Origin of the sequence: Paraniabella ginsengisoli (assembly GCF_022513635.1) — a bacterium.
GTDB classification, from domain to species: domain Bacteria; phylum Bacteroidota; class Bacteroidia; order Chitinophagales; family Chitinophagaceae; genus Niabella; species Niabella ginsengisoli.
Map to the genome: position 1 here is coordinate 236,002 of NZ_JAKWBL010000001.1, position 17,364 is coordinate 253,365.

Annotated in this window: 20 protein-coding genes and 4 pseudogenes; 8 read left to right on the forward strand and 16 right to left on the reverse strand. The window is 38.7% G+C overall.

All coding sequences use genetic code 11. From position 1 onward, the window contains the following. Positions 1 to 58: 58 nt before the first annotated feature. From gatA to MKP09_RS01310, 4 genes are all read right to left on the reverse strand, one after another. Entirely contained in the window at positions 59 to 1,387 is a 1,329-nt protein-coding gene (gatA, locus tag MKP09_RS01295) for an Asp-tRNA(Asn)/Glu-tRNA(Gln) amidotransferase subunit GatA (RefSeq protein ID WP_240825998.1), read from the reverse strand. A 111-nt stretch (positions 1,388 to 1,498) separates the two neighbouring features. Beyond that, the gene (locus tag MKP09_RS01300; RefSeq protein WP_240826006.1) at positions 1,499 to 1,735 is read right to left on the reverse strand and encodes a Sec-independent protein translocase subunit TatA/TatB; all 237 of its coding nucleotides are present in this window, start codon (positions 1,733 to 1,735) and stop codon (positions 1,499 to 1,501) included. Positions 1,736 to 1,890: 155 nt separating this feature from the next. After that, entirely contained in the window at positions 1,891 to 2,274 is a 384-nt protein-coding gene (gene rplS, locus MKP09_RS01305) for a 50S ribosomal protein L19 (RefSeq protein WP_240826009.1), read from the reverse strand. Between the two features lie 283 nt (positions 2,275 to 2,557). After that, positions 2,558 to 3,778: a multidrug effflux MFS transporter gene (locus MKP09_RS01310; protein WP_240826011.1), complete on the reverse strand. Its 1,221-nt coding sequence runs from the start codon at positions 3,776 to 3,778 to the stop codon at positions 2,558 to 2,560. 122 nt (positions 3,779 to 3,900) lie between these two features. Between MKP09_RS01310 and MKP09_RS01315 the strand changes: the two genes are divergently transcribed. Next, a complete protein-coding gene (locus tag MKP09_RS01315) occupies positions 3,901 to 5,052 on the forward strand; it encodes a hypothetical protein (protein WP_240826014.1) in 1,152 nt (383 codons plus the stop codon). 30 nt (positions 5,053 to 5,082) lie between these two features. Here the strand turns inward: MKP09_RS01315 and MKP09_RS01320 are convergent, their stop codons facing one another. The 9 genes and pseudogenes from MKP09_RS01320 to pheT all read right to left on the reverse strand — a co-directional run. Continuing rightward, positions 5,083 to 5,391, reverse strand: a complete 309-nt coding sequence (locus tag MKP09_RS01320; protein ID WP_240829059.1) for a helix-turn-helix domain-containing protein — start codon at positions 5,389 to 5,391, stop codon at positions 5,083 to 5,085. Next, complete coding sequence (locus MKP09_RS01325; RefSeq protein WP_240826016.1) at positions 5,381 to 5,725, reverse strand: type II toxin-antitoxin system RelE/ParE family toxin; 345 nt, start codon at positions 5,723 to 5,725, stop codon at positions 5,381 to 5,383. Before MKP09_RS01325 ends, MKP09_RS01320 begins: the two co-directional genes overlap by 11 nt. A gap of 132 nt (positions 5,726 to 5,857) precedes the next feature. Further along, positions 5,858 to 7,423 carry a ribonuclease Y gene (gene rny, locus MKP09_RS01330; protein ID WP_240826027.1) on the reverse strand — a complete coding sequence of 522 codons (1,566 nt, stop codon included), beginning with the start codon at positions 7,421 to 7,423 and terminating at the stop codon, positions 5,858 to 5,860. A 175-nt stretch (positions 7,424 to 7,598) separates the two neighbouring features. After that, on the reverse strand, positions 7,599 to 7,889 hold the full coding sequence (locus MKP09_RS01335; RefSeq protein ID WP_240826029.1) for a cell division protein ZapA: 291 nt from the start codon (positions 7,887 to 7,889) through the stop codon (positions 7,599 to 7,601). A 175-nt stretch (positions 7,890 to 8,064) separates the two neighbouring features. Further along, entirely contained in the window at positions 8,065 to 8,265 is a 201-nt protein-coding gene (locus tag MKP09_RS01340; RefSeq protein ID WP_240826031.1) for a hypothetical protein, read from the reverse strand. A gap of 48 nt (positions 8,266 to 8,313) precedes the next feature. Further along, positions 8,314 to 9,252, reverse strand: a complete 939-nt coding sequence (locus MKP09_RS01345; RefSeq protein ID WP_240826033.1) for a phenylalanine--tRNA ligase subunit beta-related protein — start codon at positions 9,250 to 9,252, stop codon at positions 8,314 to 8,316. A 93-nt stretch (positions 9,253 to 9,345) separates the two neighbouring features. After that, a pseudogene (locus MKP09_RS27185) lies at positions 9,346 to 9,414 on the reverse strand (hypothetical protein); the annotation flags it as partial. Further along, the gene (locus MKP09_RS01355) at positions 9,408 to 9,581 is read right to left on the reverse strand and encodes a hypothetical protein (RefSeq protein WP_240826035.1); all 174 of its coding nucleotides are present in this window, start codon (positions 9,579 to 9,581) and stop codon (positions 9,408 to 9,410) included. The gene MKP09_RS01355 and the pseudogene MKP09_RS27185, both read right to left, overlap by 7 nt. Before the next feature lie 18 nt (positions 9,582 to 9,599). Beyond that, positions 9,600 to 10,738: pseudogene (pheT, locus tag MKP09_RS01365) on the reverse strand (phenylalanine--tRNA ligase subunit beta); the annotation flags it as partial. Positions 10,739 to 10,872: 134 nt separating this feature from the next. Here pheT and MKP09_RS01370 point away from each other — a divergent pair. The 5 genes and pseudogenes from MKP09_RS01370 (at position 10,873) to MKP09_RS01390 (ending at position 14,212) form a co-directional block, all read left to right on the forward strand. Next, positions 10,873 to 11,106 (forward strand): type II toxin-antitoxin system Phd/YefM family antitoxin, encoded by a 234-nt coding sequence (locus MKP09_RS01370; RefSeq protein WP_240826039.1) that lies wholly within the window; start codon positions 10,873 to 10,875, stop codon positions 11,104 to 11,106. Next, positions 11,103 to 11,315 carry a PIN domain-containing protein gene (locus MKP09_RS01375; RefSeq protein WP_240826041.1) on the forward strand — a complete coding sequence of 71 codons (213 nt, stop codon included), beginning with the start codon at positions 11,103 to 11,105 and terminating at the stop codon, positions 11,313 to 11,315. The genes MKP09_RS01370 and MKP09_RS01375 overlap by 4 nt, the downstream gene beginning before the upstream one ends. Continuing rightward, complete coding sequence (locus MKP09_RS01380) at positions 11,312 to 11,506, forward strand: PIN domain-containing protein (RefSeq protein ID WP_240826043.1); 195 nt, start codon at positions 11,312 to 11,314, stop codon at positions 11,504 to 11,506. The genes MKP09_RS01375 and MKP09_RS01380 overlap by 4 nt, the downstream gene beginning before the upstream one ends. 490 nt (positions 11,507 to 11,996) lie before the next feature. Beyond that, positions 11,997 to 13,435, forward strand: a pseudogene (dnaB, locus tag MKP09_RS01385) (replicative DNA helicase). Positions 13,436 to 13,562: 127 nt separating this feature from the next. Next, positions 13,563 to 14,212: pseudogene (locus tag MKP09_RS01390) on the forward strand (RsmE family RNA methyltransferase). A 2-nt stretch (positions 14,213 to 14,214) separates the two neighbouring features. On the opposite strand, the gene MKP09_RS01395 reads toward MKP09_RS01390, so the two are convergent. Both MKP09_RS01395 and MKP09_RS01400 read right to left on the reverse strand, forming a co-directional pair. Beyond that, positions 14,215 to 15,021, reverse strand: coding sequence for a sterol desaturase family protein (locus MKP09_RS01395; RefSeq protein ID WP_240826045.1), 807 nt, complete (start codon positions 15,019 to 15,021; stop codon positions 14,215 to 14,217). Then, on the reverse strand, positions 15,021 to 15,428 hold the full coding sequence (locus MKP09_RS01400) for a hypothetical protein (protein ID WP_240826047.1): 408 nt from the start codon (positions 15,426 to 15,428) through the stop codon (positions 15,021 to 15,023). Before MKP09_RS01400 ends, MKP09_RS01395 begins: the two co-directional genes overlap by 1 nt. Positions 15,429 to 15,533: 105 nt before the next feature. Here MKP09_RS01400 and MKP09_RS01405 point away from each other — a divergent pair, with 105 nt between their 5' ends. Next, the gene (locus tag MKP09_RS01405) at positions 15,534 to 16,325 is read left to right on the forward strand and encodes an N-acetylglucosamine-6-phosphate deacetylase (RefSeq protein WP_262915062.1); all 792 of its coding nucleotides are present in this window, start codon (positions 15,534 to 15,536) and stop codon (positions 16,323 to 16,325) included. 23 nt (positions 16,326 to 16,348) lie between these two features. After that, entirely contained in the window at positions 16,349 to 16,645 is a 297-nt protein-coding gene (locus MKP09_RS25160) for an amidohydrolase family protein (RefSeq protein WP_394800996.1), read from the forward strand. A 156-nt stretch (positions 16,646 to 16,801) separates the two neighbouring features. Here MKP09_RS25160 and MKP09_RS01410 read toward each other — a convergent pair whose 3' ends face one another. Next, positions 16,802 to 17,299: a deoxycytidylate deaminase gene (locus MKP09_RS01410; RefSeq protein ID WP_240826049.1), complete on the reverse strand. Its 498-nt coding sequence runs from the start codon at positions 17,297 to 17,299 to the stop codon at positions 16,802 to 16,804. Positions 17,300 to 17,364: the final 65 nt, after the last annotated feature.

Consider the following 17,364-nt stretch of genomic DNA (forward strand, 5'->3'; position numbering starts at 1 on the left):
CAAAGATAACTCATTAAAGGGAGAAGCCATTAGTTGAAGACCAAAAGGCATATTGTTTTCAGGATGGGTAAACAGGGGGGGAGATGGCTGGAACTCCTGTTAAGTTTGCCATAACTGTGTATATGTCAGCTATATACATGGCAACAGGGTCGTCCATTTTTTCGCCAATTTTAAAGGCAACAGAGGGGGAATTAGGTAAGCAAACGAAGTCGAAATCCTTGAATATCAGGGATAATTGATTTGTTAAAATTCGCCTAACTTTTTGCGCCTGGGTAAAATAAGCATCATAATAGCCTGAACTCAAAACAAAGTTGCCAAGCATTATACGTCGCTTCACTTCCCAACCAAAACCTTCAGAGCGATTTTGTTTGTAAAATGATTCAAGGTTATTTATATCATTTTTGGCTCTATATCCATATTTAACTCCGTCATAGCGGGATAAATTTGATGTAGCTTCAGCAGTAGTTAGAATATAATAAGCCGGAACAATATAATCAAGCAGGTCGAAATGTACTTCCTCAACAGTATGCCCATCTTTTTTCCAATCTTCTAATTTGTTTTGAATAGCTGCAGAAATGGCAGGATCTAAGCCTGGATGCGATAGCGCTTCGTTAAAATACGCTATCCTGTATTTTTTACCAGTTTCCATTTCTTTAGAATAGGCGGGAACCGGTTGCGAAGCAACAGTACTGTCAAAATCGTCTGTACCGGCCATTACTTCCAAAAGCAAAGCCGCGTCAGGAATATTAATAGAAAATACACCTATCTGATCGAAAGATGAGGCATACGCAATAAGTCCATATCTTGAAATGCGCCCATAAGTTGGTTTTAGGCCAATTATGCCACAAAAGTCAGCAGGCTGCCGCACAGATCCTCCTGTGTCGCTTCCCAAAGAAACCATACATAAACCGGCCTGCACAGCAACAGCCGAACCTCCTGAGGAACCTCCGGAAATACGCGTTTCATCAGCTGCATTAAGCACTTTCCCATATGCTGAATTTTCATTGGTAGAACCCATAGCAAATTCATCGCAATTCAGCCGGCCAATAATAATAGCACCTTCCTCAAGCAGCCTTTCAACCGCTGTTGCTGAAAAAATAGAAGTGAAACCTTTAAGTATTTCTGATGATGCTGTTAGTGTATGATCTTTATAGCAAATTACGTCCTTAATACCAATAACGACCCCATGCAGCTTTCCCTTCGAAGAGGATAGTGTATCAAGCTCTCGTGCCTTAGCCAATGCTTCTTCACTATACACTTCAATAAACGCATTTAAATGCGCTTTTTCCTTAATTTTTTGAAGATAATCTTCTACAGTAGCTAAGCAAGATGTTTTACCCTCTCTTAATTGTTGGTGGTAGTGGGCAATAGAAACAAATTCTGGCAAAAGGTTTGGCTTTTGTAAGTCAGTAAAATAAGATAGAATAAAACATTCAGTTTATCTGTCCAAATTTAAACGCTTTACTCTATCAATAGCCTCAGCTTAGAAGCTGATAGACTAAAATAACAATTGTTGATTACTCTGTGGCTCTTTTAGGCTCAGTAGTGATCGTGTTAGCGCTTTCTTCAATTTCTTTTTCACATTGTCCTTAGCGTCGTTAAACTCACGTACACCTTTGCCCAAACCTCTCATCAGCTCTGGAATTTTACGACCGCCAAACATAAGCAGTACAATTACCATAATGATGATTATTTCATTAGTGCCTAAAGCGCCCAATAGTTGAATTTGTGTCATGATTAATAAAAATTAGTATTCAAAGATACGAGAACTATGCAAACTTGGATGCCCAAATGCTTAAAAAAGAGAAATGATTTAAGTATATCAAGCATAGTATAACAAAAAAATCCCGCTCATGTTGCGGGATTCTTCTAATTATGTGAAATTTAGTATTATGCTTTTGCGGCAACCTTTTTAAGAGCAACAGCCATGCGTTTTTCACGGATACGAGCGCTTTTACCACTTCTTTCTCTTTGATAGAACAATTTAGCTCTGCGAACCTGTCCTACTTTATGTAACACGATAGAATCGATGTTAGGAGAAGTAAAAGGAAAAAGTCTTTCAACGCCAATACCATCAGAAATTTTTCTAACAGTAAATGTAGCAGTTTGGCCGCTTCCTTGTTTCTTAATAACGTCTCCTTTAAAAGACTGGATACGCTCTTTACTACCTTCTATAATTCTGTAGTTTACTGTAATATTATCACCTGCTTTAAAAGCCGGGAATTTTTTTGTCTGTGTCAATTGCTCGTGAACGAAAGCTATTGCGCTGCTCATAACTTAATTTTTTTAAGGACTGCAAAGGTAGGGAGATTTTTTAAATTTTAATACACTGCATTAAAAATTTAGTACTTCGGCAAAAAGTAAAAAATAGGTAATGGTTTTTATGAAATCAGCAGTAAACATATGGCGTCGATATTTCCGCCAGCTGGCGGATCGTTTTATCGTCCCGATTATTAATCAACCTACATATTTTTCGAAACCTGATCTGAGCCGTTCCCACTTGCTACTTCCTATTCCCTACTCCCTACTCACCCAACCTACACATCAGATAGCATATCTATCGATTTTTTTCAACCTGTACTTTACGTGCCCGGTATTTTACAATTCCTTTACCCGTAAGTAAAATGGTTATGGCCATTACTGCACAAAATGCCATTACAAAACCCAGAGGAACCGCTGTTTCATTGTGAAAGATGCTGACCATAGCTGAGGATAAAGTGCCTACAGCCATTTGGATGCAGCCAATAAGCGCTGAAGCGCTTCCTGCATTTTGCTCAAACGGAGCAAGTGCAAGAGCAGATGCGTTAGGAAATGTAAACCCCTGGCATGCCAGGAAAATACTGCAAAACACCACGCTGCTGGTAATGCCCCACCAATTATTGATAAACCCGATCAGCAGTAAAATACCTGCACAACACTGAAAAGTAATGGCAATCGGAATGATCTTTTGACTGGATGTAAATCTTAATATTTGTGCATTTATTTGTGTAGCAACAATGAGGGCAGCTGCCACGACAGAAAAGATCAACCCGTATGTTTTCTCACTTGTTCCAAATATTTCCATAAATACATGAGGCGATCCGGCAATGTATGCATACAAACCGGCAGCCGTAAAGGCACTTGTAAAAGTGTATATAACAAACTGTGGCTGTTTAAATACTTCACCAAATTTTTGAAGAATGAATTTTGGCGCCAGCGAATAGCCTTCTACAGGTTTTTTGCTTTCCGGAAGTTTAAAAAAGCATAACAGGAAAATGCCTGAGCCGATCAAAAAGAGAATCCCAAATACATATCTCCAACCCAATGTTGCGGAAACATAGCCACCCAAAGTTGGTGCAATAATAGGAGATACACCTATAACCAGCATGAGCAATGAAAATACTTTTGCGTTGTCTTTCACATCAAACATATCCCTTACCATGGCCCGCGATGCTACCATACCTGCACAACCTCCCAAAGCCTGGAAAAACCGGCACACAATGAGCATGGTAACTGAAGTGGAGAGCGCACAGCCTAAGGAAGCAATTAAATATAAACTAAGGCCAAAGTACAGCGGTTTTTTTCGGCCATATTTATCAAGTAGCGGACCATACAATAGCTGCCCGATTGAAATTCCGATGAAAAAACTGGAAAGTGTAAGCGAAACATTACTTACGTCAGTTTGCAACTCTTTTGCAATATCAGGAAAGCCTGGCAGGTACATATCGATCGAAAACGGACCGATTGCCGAAAGCAGACCTAAAATGAATATCTTGAAAAAATTATTATTGCCCTTCATGGTAAAATATTGTGTTTGGGCAAGCAAGTGTTGCGTGTATCAAGAGCGGCGAAATTAAAGCAAATTTTTATGAATCAGGTAAAGTATAAATTTGCGTTCTGTAAAACATCTTAAGAAAAGAAATGAAAAGTATTCTATTTTTTGTGGTCTTGTTTATGAGTTTTATCGGTGCTGCCGGACAAAACCCTTATATCGACTCTTTGCTTATAAAGATTGAAAACCTTCAAATTGTTGATAAGAATACTAATTATAACGTTGGCATGTTCCCTTCGCAAAGAGTTTACCGGTCGCGCAAAATGCCAACCAGGGAAGATGATAATATATTTTTCACCGGCTTAATTGTATGGACTTTAAAAAGCGTAAGATCTGAATTGTCTGTAAAGAACCAGGCAATTGTTGATGCCATAACAGAAAAGGCAACACCGAATTACGTTTTATATCAAAACAAGGATGGAAGGCCGGTGTATAATTTTTGGCAGACAAAACCTTCGCGGCATTTCCCCAACAGTAAATATTTTTCTTCCAGAAAGAAATATATAATTCCGGATGACCTGGACGATACAGCCATTCTTTATCTATCTACAGCATTTAGCGATAGCCTTAAAAATATAGTGAAGACGTTGATGGCGGAAAATGCAAACGGCCGCAAATACACTGTTCGCAACACTTTTAAACGGTATAAGAGAATTCCGGCTTATTCAACCTGGTTTGGGAAAAATATGCCGGTTGATTTTGATATTTGCGTGCAGGCTAACGCTTTGAGATTTGTATTAGATAATCAATTCGAGCTTAATAAATATGACAGCGCCACCATTCAACTTGTTCGCGATATGGTTCTAAATGATACACATCTAAAACGTGCAGCTTATGTATCGCCACATTATCAAAATCCCAATATTATTTTATATCATTTAGCAAGATTGGTAGCTGCGCATCCACAACATCCATTGCTTGATGGATTAAAATCTGCTCTTATAACTGATTTGAAGAAGCAGATGCATAGTTCAAAAAGTAATATGGAGCGCGTGTTGTTACAGACTTCTTTATTAAAACTGGAAGAACCTTTTTCGGGAAAAATTTCAGTTTCTGAAAAAGATAGGAATGCGTTTTATTTTTTTGTAGCGAATATGACTTCAGTATTTCCTAATCCCATAAAAGGCATATTTGTAAAAAGCCGAAAGACCAATTTCTTTTATAGATCTCAAGCGTATTATTTGACTCTGCTATTGGAGAATGAAGTACTTCGGCGAGGAGTTAAAATAGAAGGCACGTGAAATCACCGAGTCAAACTTGTTGCGTTTCCTTTAATGGGTTACATTTAATTTAAGGTTTCCGCCTAAACCTTGCCTGATAATGCGCATTAAAGTAGATAGACGGATGTCGCTTGCATTATTCTCAATGCGCGAAATATACGTTTTGGTTGTACCACATTTTTCGGCTAACTGCTCTTGGGTTAACCCTTGTTCTTTACGCAGTTCCTGAATCATTGCTCCTAATTTGAATGCTTCAAATTCTTCTTCGTATTGTTCCCTGTTGGTCGTCCCCCTTTTCCCATATTGCTTATCTAAATGTGCGGAAAAAGAAGTCAATTTTTTATTTACTTTATTGTTCATCAAAATATTGCTTTTTAAGTTTTTCGGCAAGCGCTAATTCATTTTTCGGTGTTTTTTGTGTTTTCTTTTGAAATCCATTGATAAGTATAATCAAATTCCCTTTGTCAAAAAAACTGAAAACCCGATAAATGTCTGAACGCACTTCAACCCTAACTTCATAGATACCTGTCGAGTTCGTTAAATGTTTAAAGTATTTTTCTGGTATTCTGTCAACTGTTGCCATTAACTGTAATGTCCAGTTAAATTTCTTTTTCACCTCTGGCTTTAAAAGTTCAAAGAAATCCAGATAATAATTTTCATAATAAAATATTTCTCGAATAAAATGTTCACTCATTCTACAGAGCATTTTCAAAACAAAGTTAGCGAATTAGGTAACAATACCAATTACGATATTTGACGTGTAAAAACAAAGCAGCCGGTTATTCAAATGATAACCGGCTGCTTTGTTTATGATTTGCGTAGTTTTTTATCTCGCCACATTCACTGCTCTCTTCTCTCGGATCACCGTTACTTTGATCTGGCCAGGGAAAGTCATTTCTGTCTGAATTTTTTGTGCAATCTCAAAAGACAATGTATCACTATCCTGATCGCTTACTTTATCCGATTCTACAATCACACGTAATTCACGTCCAGCCTGAATGGCGTAGGCCTTCTCTACACCCGGATAGCTTGTAGCCAGGTTTTCGAGGTCTTTAATGCGTTGCAGGTATTGCTGCATAATTTCGCGACGTGCGCCCGGGCGCGCACCGCTTATGGCATCGCAGGCCTGAATAATTGGAGAGATAACATATTGCATTTCGGCCTCATCGTGGTGAGCGGCAATTGCATTTACAACAGCTGGATTTTCACCATATCTTTCGGCCAATTTAGCACCTAAAAGAGCATGGCTCAATTCACTTTCTTCGTCAGGAACTTTACCAATATCGTGTAATAAACCTGCACGTTTAGCGAGTTTCGGATTTAAGCCTAATTCCGCCGCCATTGTAGCGCAAAGGTTCGCTGTTTCGCGGCTGTGCATTAGCAGGTTTTGTCCGTAAGAAGAACGGTAACGCATGCGGCCTACCATTCTTACTAATTCTTTATGTAAGCCATGAATGCCCAGGTCTATTACGGTACGCTCACCAATTTCCATTACTTGCTCTTCAATTTGCTTACGGGTTTTTTCTACCACTTCTTCAATACGTGCCGGGTGAATACGGCCATCTGTTACAAGGCGTTGCAAACTCAAACGCGCAATTTCGCGGCGTAGCGGATCAAAGCAGGATAAAAGAATCGCTTCAGGTGTATCATCTACGATCAAATCCACGCCGGTAGCGGCTTCCAAAGCACGTATATTACGGCCTTCGCGACCAATGATCTGTCCTTTGATTTCATCACTTTCAAGGTTGAAAACAGTAATCGCATTTTCAATCGCTTGTTCAGCAGCGGTACGCTGAATGGTTTGAATAATGATTTTGCGTGCTTCTTTATTGGCCTTTTGCTTAGCATCATCAATAATTTCCTGCTGCAAACCAATTGCTTGTGTTTGAGCTTCATTTTTAAGGCTTTCTACTAATTGGCTTTTGGCTTCTTCCGCGGTAAGATTGGCTATTTTTTCCAGGCGGCGTATATGCTCTTCCTGGTGCTTTTCCAGTTCTGTGCGTTTTTTATTTACAACATCGATCTGCTTGTTAAGATTTTCTTTGATAACATCATTATCCTTTACCTGCTTTTCAATGCTGGATTCTTTCTGGCTTAAGGCTTGCTCTTTTTGCTTGATGCGGTTTTCGTTTTCCGACAGCTTGCGGTTGCGCTCGTTCACATCTTTGTCGTGCGCTGACTTTAACGATACAAATTTTTCTTTTGCTTGTAATTCCTTCTCTTTTCTAACATTTTCAGCGCTTAACTCAGCTTCTCTAATAATGGTTTTAGCTCTTAACTCAGCCTCATCAATTTTTTGTTGTGTGTTTTTAGCGAAAATAAGTTTGCCCGCCACTATGCCTGCTACGAGGGCTATTGCAGCGGCAATTACAGTAATTATTATGGGATCCATTAAGTTTCATTTGTTTTTTCTTGCGAAAAAGGTTCTTCAAATCAATATCTTCAAAAAAATACCCAGCCAATGGGTTGGGTAGTGGGCGAAGATAAAAATAAATTTGGGATTTAGAGAGTGAGATTTAATTCATAATGAACCATAGTTTAAACCGTGGGTTATTAATTAAATACAATTATTTCAGTTCGCTGTCAATCAGCGATTCAATTTGTTCTAGTTTACCTACTAAATGATTTTCATCAGCAATGGAAACATTTTTGTTGCTGCTTTCTGTGACAAACCAAACCAGTACCATTGATATATAATCCTGCATATCCTTACCCGGTATTTTGGTTTTAAATTCAACAATTTTATCGTTAATAATTCTTACAGACTGCCGTACCGTTTGCTCATCGCCTGGCGACATTTGTACACGAAAAATACGGTCGGCGATATTGATATTGGCGGGAATGAGGTTTTCTTGCATGTGGTGAATGATGAGTAGTGAATAATGAATGGTGAATAGTATATGAATGTGTCTGCTATTGCCAATTGACCATTCACTATAGCCTATATTACACGCTTAACAGCGCAATACATTTATCGATTTCCTTTACATAGCCATTTATCTTTTTTCAAATGCCTTTTTTCTTCGGGGTTCATCAAAGCCTGGCTATACTTTTTGCGTCCAACTGATGTTGTAAAGCGTCTGCAGCTTTAGACGCACTTTCTGCCTGAAGTTTTGCCTCAGCTAATGCATCTTTTAGTGATTGATTCTCTTTCTGAATTGCCGTAGTTTGCTTTACAAGCAACTGAAGCTTTTCCTGAATCGCCTTGATTTTATTTTCCAGAACCTGCGACATGACAATTATTTGTATTAATGGCTCCAGGCAACAGCCCGAAACATAAAATTATTTCCTCACTTCTGCCTGCAATTCCCTTTCCAGATTTTGCATGATCTTTTTCATCCAGCCGTCAATCTCACCATCTGTCAGGGTTTTTTCTTCGTCCAGAAAAGTGAAGTTCACGGCAATTGACTTTTTATCAGCACCTAATTTTTCACTTTCAAACACATCAAAAAGTTGAACTGATTGTAATTTTTTAAGATTCAATTTCTTTACCTGTTCTTCAACAGCAGCATATTTCAATTCCTTAGAAATAACTACTGCAATATCTCTTTGCACCGCGGGGAATTTAGAAATTGGCTTAAACTGTACCTTTTGTGTCTTCGATTTTTTTACAATCTGATCCCAGCCAAGATCTGCAAAAAACACGGGCTGTTTGATGTCAAAACGATCCAGCATTTTTTTGCTTACCAATCCTAATTGACCAATTTTTTCTTTTCCAGACCATATTTCCAATCCGTATTGTAACTGAGCCGCTTCTGTTTCGCTATAACTAATATTAACGACGCCTGCAAGGGCTAACGTTTTTTCAACCGCACCTTTCAATGTAAAGAAATCATTTGAAGCTCCTTTGCCTTTCCATGCATCGGCCTGTTGTTTTCCTGTAACATATAGACAAAGATGTTCAGGTTCTTCAAATCCTCCTTTATTATTGACAGCATAAGTTTTACCATACTCGAACAAACGAAGGTTGTCGTTTTTTCGATTCAGATTATGCGCCATCACTTCTAACCCGGTTTCCAACATCTGTGGCCGCATGATATTCAACTCAGCGCTCAAACTATTTTTCATTTGCACCACATTTGCCAACTCTGCTTCACTAAAGTAGGCTTTGTTGGTAATCGAATTGGTCAATGTTTCGTTAAAACCAAGTCCTGCCAGATAATTGGCGATCTTTTCTTTAATGACTTCTGCGTGGTGATTTTCTTCCACCGACGGCGTCATGGTAATAGATGTAGGAATGATGACATTATCCAGCCCGTCAATACGTAAAATTTCTTCAACAATATCTGCAGAAAGGCTGATGTCTGGTTTGTGATACGGAACAGCTATTTGAAGCGAATCAATATCTTCTTTTTCTATTACAAAGCCTAAAGCTGTTAATATTTTTTAACCGCATCAGGATGATAATTTTTACCGCTTAGTTTTTTAAGATAATGATATTTTAAAGTAACCGAAGTTTTGGGTTTTTCTTCAGGATAAATATCAATAATGTTAGAAACTACTTTTCCGCCGCATAGCTCCAAAATCAATTCGGTAGCACGTTTCAGCACATTTACTGTTGCTGAAATATCAGTACCCTTTTCAAATCTTGTAGCAGCATCTGTTCTTAAGCCATGCGCAAAAGATGTTTTACGAATGGTAATAGGATCGAAGCAGGCGCTTTCTAAAAAATATTTTTAGTTGTGTCCGTCACACCACTGTTTTGTCCTCCATATACGCCGCCAATACACATACCACCTTCGGCATCACATATCATCAGGTCAAAATCATTCAACTTTCTTTCTTTCCCGTCAAGTGTTATAAACGGTGTGCCTTGCGAAAGGTTTTTAACGATGATTTTATTGCCTGCAATTTTATCTGCATCAAAAGCATGCAAGGGTTGGCCGGTTTCATGAAGGATGAAATTGGTAATATCAACCATATTATTGATAGGCTTCAGGCCGATAGCTTTCAATTTATCCTGCAACCATTGCGGGCTGGTGCCGATGCTTACATTATTAATGCAAATGCCACTGTAACGCGGACAGGCTGCTGCGTTTTCTACAGAAACCTCAATTGGGTTTTTGCCTTTGAAGGCCGGCAATGCTTTACTTGCAGGGATTTTGGGCCCGGCATTCTTTTTATCATGATGAGAAAGATAAGCTGAAACATCTCTTGCAACACCCCAATGGCTCATAGCATCCATGCGGTTGGTTGTAAGTCCAATTTCAAAAATAGTATCCGTATAAATATTAAAAAGATTGGATGCCGGCATGCCGGGTTTACTATCCTCAGGTAATACTAAAATACCATTATGCGAAGTGCCTAATCCAATCTCATCTTCTGCGCAAATCATTCCCTGGCTTTCTTCACCCCTTATTTTAGCGGCTTCCATTGTAACCGCATCTCCGCCAAGCGGATAAATAGTAGTGCCAATTGGTGCTACAATTACTTTTTGTCCGGCCGCAACATTGGGTGCACCGCATACAATTTTTAAAGGTTCTGATGCTCCGGTGTTTACGGTGGTCAATTTTAATTTATCTGCATTCGGATGTTTTTCGCAAGTCAATACCTCGCCAACTACCAGGCCTTTCAGTCCGCCTTTATGAGATTCATATTGTTCTGTGCCTTCTACTTCTAATCCGATGGAAGTTAAAATCTGGCTTAGCCTTTCAGGTTGCACTGTTTCGGGCAAATACTCGCTTAGCCAATTGTAAGAAATGGTCATCTTTTATAAAAAATTTTATTGGCGGCGAAGATACGCAATGTTTGAGGTTATAAAAATGCCGCAAAGAAGCGAATATGGCAAGGTTATTTTCTTGACAACTTGACAAGAAAAAGTATTTTTGTAATAAAAAAGCTATGCAAACAGTAACCGTTGGTGAATTCAAAGCCAATTTTTCTGAGATGCTTAAAAAAGTGTTGAAAGGAGAAGAGATAGGTATTTCTTACGGTAAGAAAAAAGAAATTGTAGCGAGGCTTGTGCCAAAAAAAGAAAAAACACAGAGAAGAAAGTTGGGGGCATTAGATCAAATTGCGAAAGTAAGGTTTGCGAAAGATTATAAATTATCAGAAGAAGAATTTCTTGATCTATGAAATATCTTTTAGACACACATTATATGATTTGGACTATCATGGAAAGCAGGCGGATACCCAAAAAATCGATAGACATTATTACTGATCCGGCAAATGAAATGATAGTAAGCGTTATTAGCTTCTGGGAAATATCCCTTAAAAGTTCTTTAGGTAAAATACACCTACAGCATGTAGCGCCGCAGGATTTACCGCAACTGTGCAAAAAATGAATTTTCTTATAGAACCGCTACATGCAAATATCAGCAGCTCTTACCATCAATTGAATGCTACTTATAATAAAGATCCATTTGACAGAATGCTTATCTGGACTGCAATTACTAATGGCTACACACTAATAGCTGCTGATAAAACTGTAGCAAAATATAAAAGTGAAGGTTTAAAAGTATATACCGGCAAATAACAAATATAGATTTGCTGCGAATATGTTGGTCGCCATATATTCTACAAAAAAACTGAGCGTAGCAAGACCGATGCTACATGTTTATCGCTGATGAAATAATCAATCATTAGTTTCGGCAGACCGAGACGGTCAGACGAACGAATATGAAAAATGTGTATAACCCGCCTTTTAATGTACAGAACTTGTTTGGAAATAAAGATTTTTTCTACCCGCATTCGGGTCTAAATTCGCTCTCTGATTTCGCTGGTTGGTACACCTCGACTAGATATTTTTAACAAAATTACAAGTAGGATTTCACCCCATCGAATCATTGGTAATAACTAATGACAGGACTTTTTATCGTTTGAATTGAACAATGGATCCAATAAACTTAAATAAAGACAGGAAGCAAAAAAGAAGGACCGGCAGCGCTGTTGATATGGGAACAATGGTGTATGGCAAAGTGCCGCCACAGGCGCGTGAATTGGAAGAAGCAGTGTTGGGAGCCATTATGCTGGAGAAGGGTGCTTTTGATGCTGTTATTGAAACCATCCGTAATCCTGAATGTTTTTATGTAGATGCGCATCAGCGTATTTTTCGCGCTATACAATCTTTGTCTAATAAGAGTCAGCCTATTGATATTCTTACCGTGGTGGAAGAACTGCGGTTGAAAGAAGAGTTGGAAATGGTGGGTGGCCCTTACTACGTTACAAAGCTTACCAATACAGTTGTGTCGGCAGCGAATGTTGAGTCGCACGCACGTATCATCATGCAAAAGTTTATTCAGCGTGAACTGATACGCATCAGTGGAGAAATTCTTTCCGATGCTTATGAAGACAGCGCTGATGTATTTGACCTGCTTGATGATGCTGAGTCCAAACTTTTTGAAATTACTAACTCGCACATGAAGAGTACGATGCAATCCATCGACTCTGTATTGGTTGATACCATTAAACGTATTGAAGACCTACGCCATCGTAATGAAGATGTAACCGGCGTAACGAGCGGGTTTAAGCCATTGGATAAAATAACTTATGGTTGGCAGAACAGTGACCTTATTATTCTTGCAGCCAGGCCGGCTGTTGGTAAAACAGCATTTGCGCTAAACCTGGCACGAAATATTATGAATCCGGCCAGGCCTACACCTGTTGCATTTTTTCGTTGGAGATGAGTGCGGCACAATTGGTGCAACGCGTATTGTCGGCAGAAAGTGAGATCATGCTTGAGAAAATCGCGCGTGGTAAAATGGAAGAGCATGAGATGAAACAATTGTACACTAAAGGTATTCAACGATTGTCTCAGGCGCCTTTGTTTATTGATGATACAGCTGCCTTGAATATATTTGAGCTTAGGGCGAAATGCCGCAAGCTTAAGAACAAACATAATATCGGAATGGTTATTATCGACTATCTGCAGCTGATGAGTGGCACGGGTGATAACAAAAACGGTAATCGCGAACAGGAGATCAGTAATATTAGCCGTAACTTAAAAGGCCTTGCAAAGGAGTTGAATATTCCGATCATTGCACTTTCACAATTAAGCCGTGCGGTGGAACAAAGAGGCACTAAAGATGGCAGCCGCATACCGCAGTTAAGTGACCTTCGTGAATCGGGAGCGATTGAGCAGGATGCAGACATGGTAATGTTTCTTTATCGCCCGGATTATTACGACATGAATACGAACGCCGAAGGCGAAGATCAAAAAGGATTGACAGAAGTGAAGATAGCTAAACACCGTAATGGTTCGTTGGATACTGTCAAACTTAAAGCGTTGTTACATATACAAAAATTTGTTACCTGGGATGATGATCCGTACAACGCCATCGGCTTAGGCGGAGGCACCTGGCGGCCCGTGAATGATGATGCAGAAGGTGGCGGAGCGCGCTTATTCCAGGCCCAAAGCAAAATGAATAATATGAGTGATGACGAGCTGGATGAAGCGCCATTTTAGAACTTAATAGTGAATGGTGAATAATCAATGGATGAATTCGTAATTCAAAGTTTATAATTCAAAATTCTACATTACTATTCTTCCTTATTTCTATATAAAAGAATTTGATGCTTCTCAATCGTCCATCGTGTTGGATGAAGATAATTCGCGTCATGCTGTACAGGTGCTTCGTATGAAAACCGGTCAGGATCTGCATCTTACAGATGGATGCGGACATTTAATAACAGCCACAATAACCAACGATCACAAAAAACATTGTGAAGTTAGCGTGCTTGATGTGCAGGTAAATAAACCTAATTTGCCGGAAGTTACCATCGCCATTGCTTTTACCAAAAACTCCAGCCGCTTTGAGTGGTTTTTAGAAAAAGCTGCTGAGTTGGGCGTATATAAAGTTGTTCCACTTATTTCTAAAAGAACTGAAAAGCAAAAGTTCAAAGAAGAACGTTTGCAGAATATTTTAATCAGCGCTATGTTGCAAAGCCAGCAAACATGGTTGCTTCAAATGCAACCCCTGTTGGGTTTGAGGAGTTTATTGTCGATCAAAAATATTCAACCATTCCCAATAAATACATCGCACATTGCGTGGACGGAAATAAGCAATCCTTAGCTTTTCAACAAACTTCATCGATTATTCTTATTGGCCCAGAAGGAGATTTTACTCCGGAAGAAATTAACGAAGCGATTAAAAACAATTACCAACCCGTAACACTTGGAGATACCAGATTAAGAACAGAAACGGCGGGGATGGTGGCAGCGGCGTTGTTAAGAGTAGGATGAGGTTATTTTGATTTTTTTCTGATTAGTTTTTCCCATATTTGCTTCGGTAAAATCGGTTTTACCATTTGCCCTACATAATTTTTTGGAAAATCTTCTTTAATACCAAATCGTTCAGGTTCTTTTGACGGACAGGTATAAGTACCAAAAATAACATCCATCAATGGAGAAATATTTGCATAATTGCCCGCATCTCTTTCAATGTCATGATGCCAATGGTGAAGCTCGGGAGCGCCTATCAGATATTTTAAAGGGCCAAGCGACAAACGTACATTTGAATGAATATAAATAGCCCAAATACCTCTGAATGCGACAAGTATAGCCAGGGCTTCCAAATGGAAACCCATTAACAATGCCGGTAAATTAATAAGTCCAACGGTGTAAATAGTATCCAGCGGATGTTCGCGATGCGCCGCCAGCCAGTCGAGATGTTCAGCACTATGATGCACTTTATGAAAGCGCCACAAGAACTCCACTTTATGTTGTATACGATGTCCCCAGTAAATTAAAAAATCGCTTAGTAAAATAACTTCTATCGCCTGTAACCAAAGCGGCTGAGATTTTATGGATTGTCGAAAACCGACAGTAATATATCCGTCAAGCCATGTTCCAAAATAATCCAAAGCAATAAGCACAAGGCCGTTCCATAAAAGGTATTGACCTAAAAAATAACACAGATCGAGTGCCCAGTTTTTCCTCATAATTTTTTGTTCTTTTTTGGCAGGAAAAACTTTTTCCATTGGAATAAAAACCAGCGATAGAAAAATAAAACTGGCTCCGGCAGCAATCATTAATTGTAGAGCTTCCTGCATTAATTTTTTCTTTTGGCAGTGTCGGAAGGTTTGAAAATGATTGCAGACTTGGAGCTGCTTAATCTGCTGTTTTCAGCATTTTTTAATGGAGCTGTCCATTTTCTTTCAGTAAGAATTAATGATTTTGAAGAAGACATTCTTAATTTTTTAACAGAGTCGGCTTTTGGCCATTGATTTTTATCTACGACTACTATTGATTTTGATGAGGAAATCCTTGTTATGTTCACAGAATCTTTTTGCGTTGTTTTTGTTCCAGTAACCGGAGCTCCATTGGGGCTGGTTTGCAAATTGTTTGCATTACGAAAAATTAGTGAGTCAAGAAAGCCACCTCGATATGCCACAAACAATCCAATGAGAGACATAAATGTTCCAATGGTGATTGTTTGTAAAATTCTCAGTTTGCGCATTTGTTATAGGTTGATACGTAAAGTTAGCAATATATCAGCTTAAAATTGTTGTCTTTCATTCTATACACGAACAACAACGATCATGTAAGTTTGCCAAAAAAATGTATGCTACATACAATCGTTAATGCAGTTATCTTCACTGGCGAAGAAGTTTTAAGGGGATGCAATATTGTGATTGAAAATAATAAGATCCTGGAGGTTAGCAACGAAATACCCGACAATGCAAACATTATTGATGCCGGAGGTAAAAACATAGCGCCCACATTTATAGATATACAACCGAATGGCGGTTACGATTTATATTTTTCAAAAGAAGTTTCGGAAGCTGCGCTGGAAGATATGTATCAAGCCAGTTTGGATCATGGAACGGGGTATATTCTTCCTACATTGATTTCGTCGGATTTTGAAACTATCTTAAAAGCTATAGATGTTGTAAAAAGCTTTAAGCAAAAGCAACCTGGTGTTTTAGGTATGCATTTGGAAGGTCCGTTTATTAATGTGAAAAAACGTGGTGCGCACCCGGCTCATATTATAAGAAAACCAACGGATGATGAACTCCGTGAAATCATCAGATTGGGAAAGGATGTAATTAAAATTATAACCATTGCACCAGAGGTTTTTACGGACGCACAGTTACAAATGTTATTAGATAGCGGTATTATTATTTCAATAGGACATACTGATATTAATTATGAACAAGCACAGTTTTATTTTTCGAAAGGAATAACACTGGTTACGCATTTATATAATGCCATGAACCAAATGGGGCACAGGGAATGTGGATTGGTAGGTGCCACCTTTGATAACAAAGAAGTTTATGCCCCGATAATTTTAGATGGCGGCCATTGTCATTATGCTGCTGCAAGAATAGCGTATCAGCAAAAAAAGATAAGCTGATTTTACTTTCGGATGCTGCTTTTTTGGGAAGAAAAAAACAACAATTTGATTGGGAAAATCTGAGCATTAAAATGACAGAAGGTTTTTATCGAGATGGTAATGGAAACCTGGGCGGCGCTGCCATTTCAATGATCGACGCTGTTAAGAATGCAATGCAGTACTTGAATATTTTATTACAGGAAGCCGTAGAAATGAGCACCAGCCGTGTGGCTAAAGCTATAAAAATGGACAAAGAAATTGGTTATATTAAACCCGGGTATAACGCCAGATTTGTTTTATTTGATGATGAAATGAAAGAAGTAGAATCTTTGATATTTTAACGTGAGTTTTGAGGCTTTACATTATTGCAAAGTGATTGGAAATAAACGGCTATGTCATTTCGAAACGCAGCGCCAGTGGAGTGAGAAATCTCCTAAAGTACATGGAGATGTCTCGTTTTCACTCGACATGACGCTCTTCGCTATTGACTTTCAACATCAAACATCTTTCTCGTTAAAAGATAAGATAACCTGCTCTCTCTGTACTTTTACTTTCCTGATAGAAACTCCGGCTTTCTCTAACATTTTTCTGGAAGCTATAAAACTATCTTTTGCGGCATGTTTATCTGAAAGATAAATTACTTCTGTAATACCTGCTTGTATGATAGCTTTGGTGCATTCATTACACGGAAAAAGAGCCGTATAAATTTTACAACCTTGCAGGCCGATGCCAATATTATTCAGTATTGCATTCAATTCAGCATGGCATACGTAAGGATATTTTGTGTCAAGGAAATCACCTTTCTTTTGCCATGGAAATTCATCGTCGTTACAGCCAATCGGCAATCCATTGTAACCAGTGCCTACAATTTTATTAAGTGGGTTTACAATACATGCCCCTACCTGAGTCGCGGGATCTTTACTTCGCTTCCCGGAAAGTAAGGCCACACCTATAAAGTATTCGTCCCAGGTAATATAATCTTCTCTTTTACTCATAATCGTGTTTTCGTATTCAAACGTTTCTCACAAAAAGCACGGAAGAACACGGATTTTATTATACT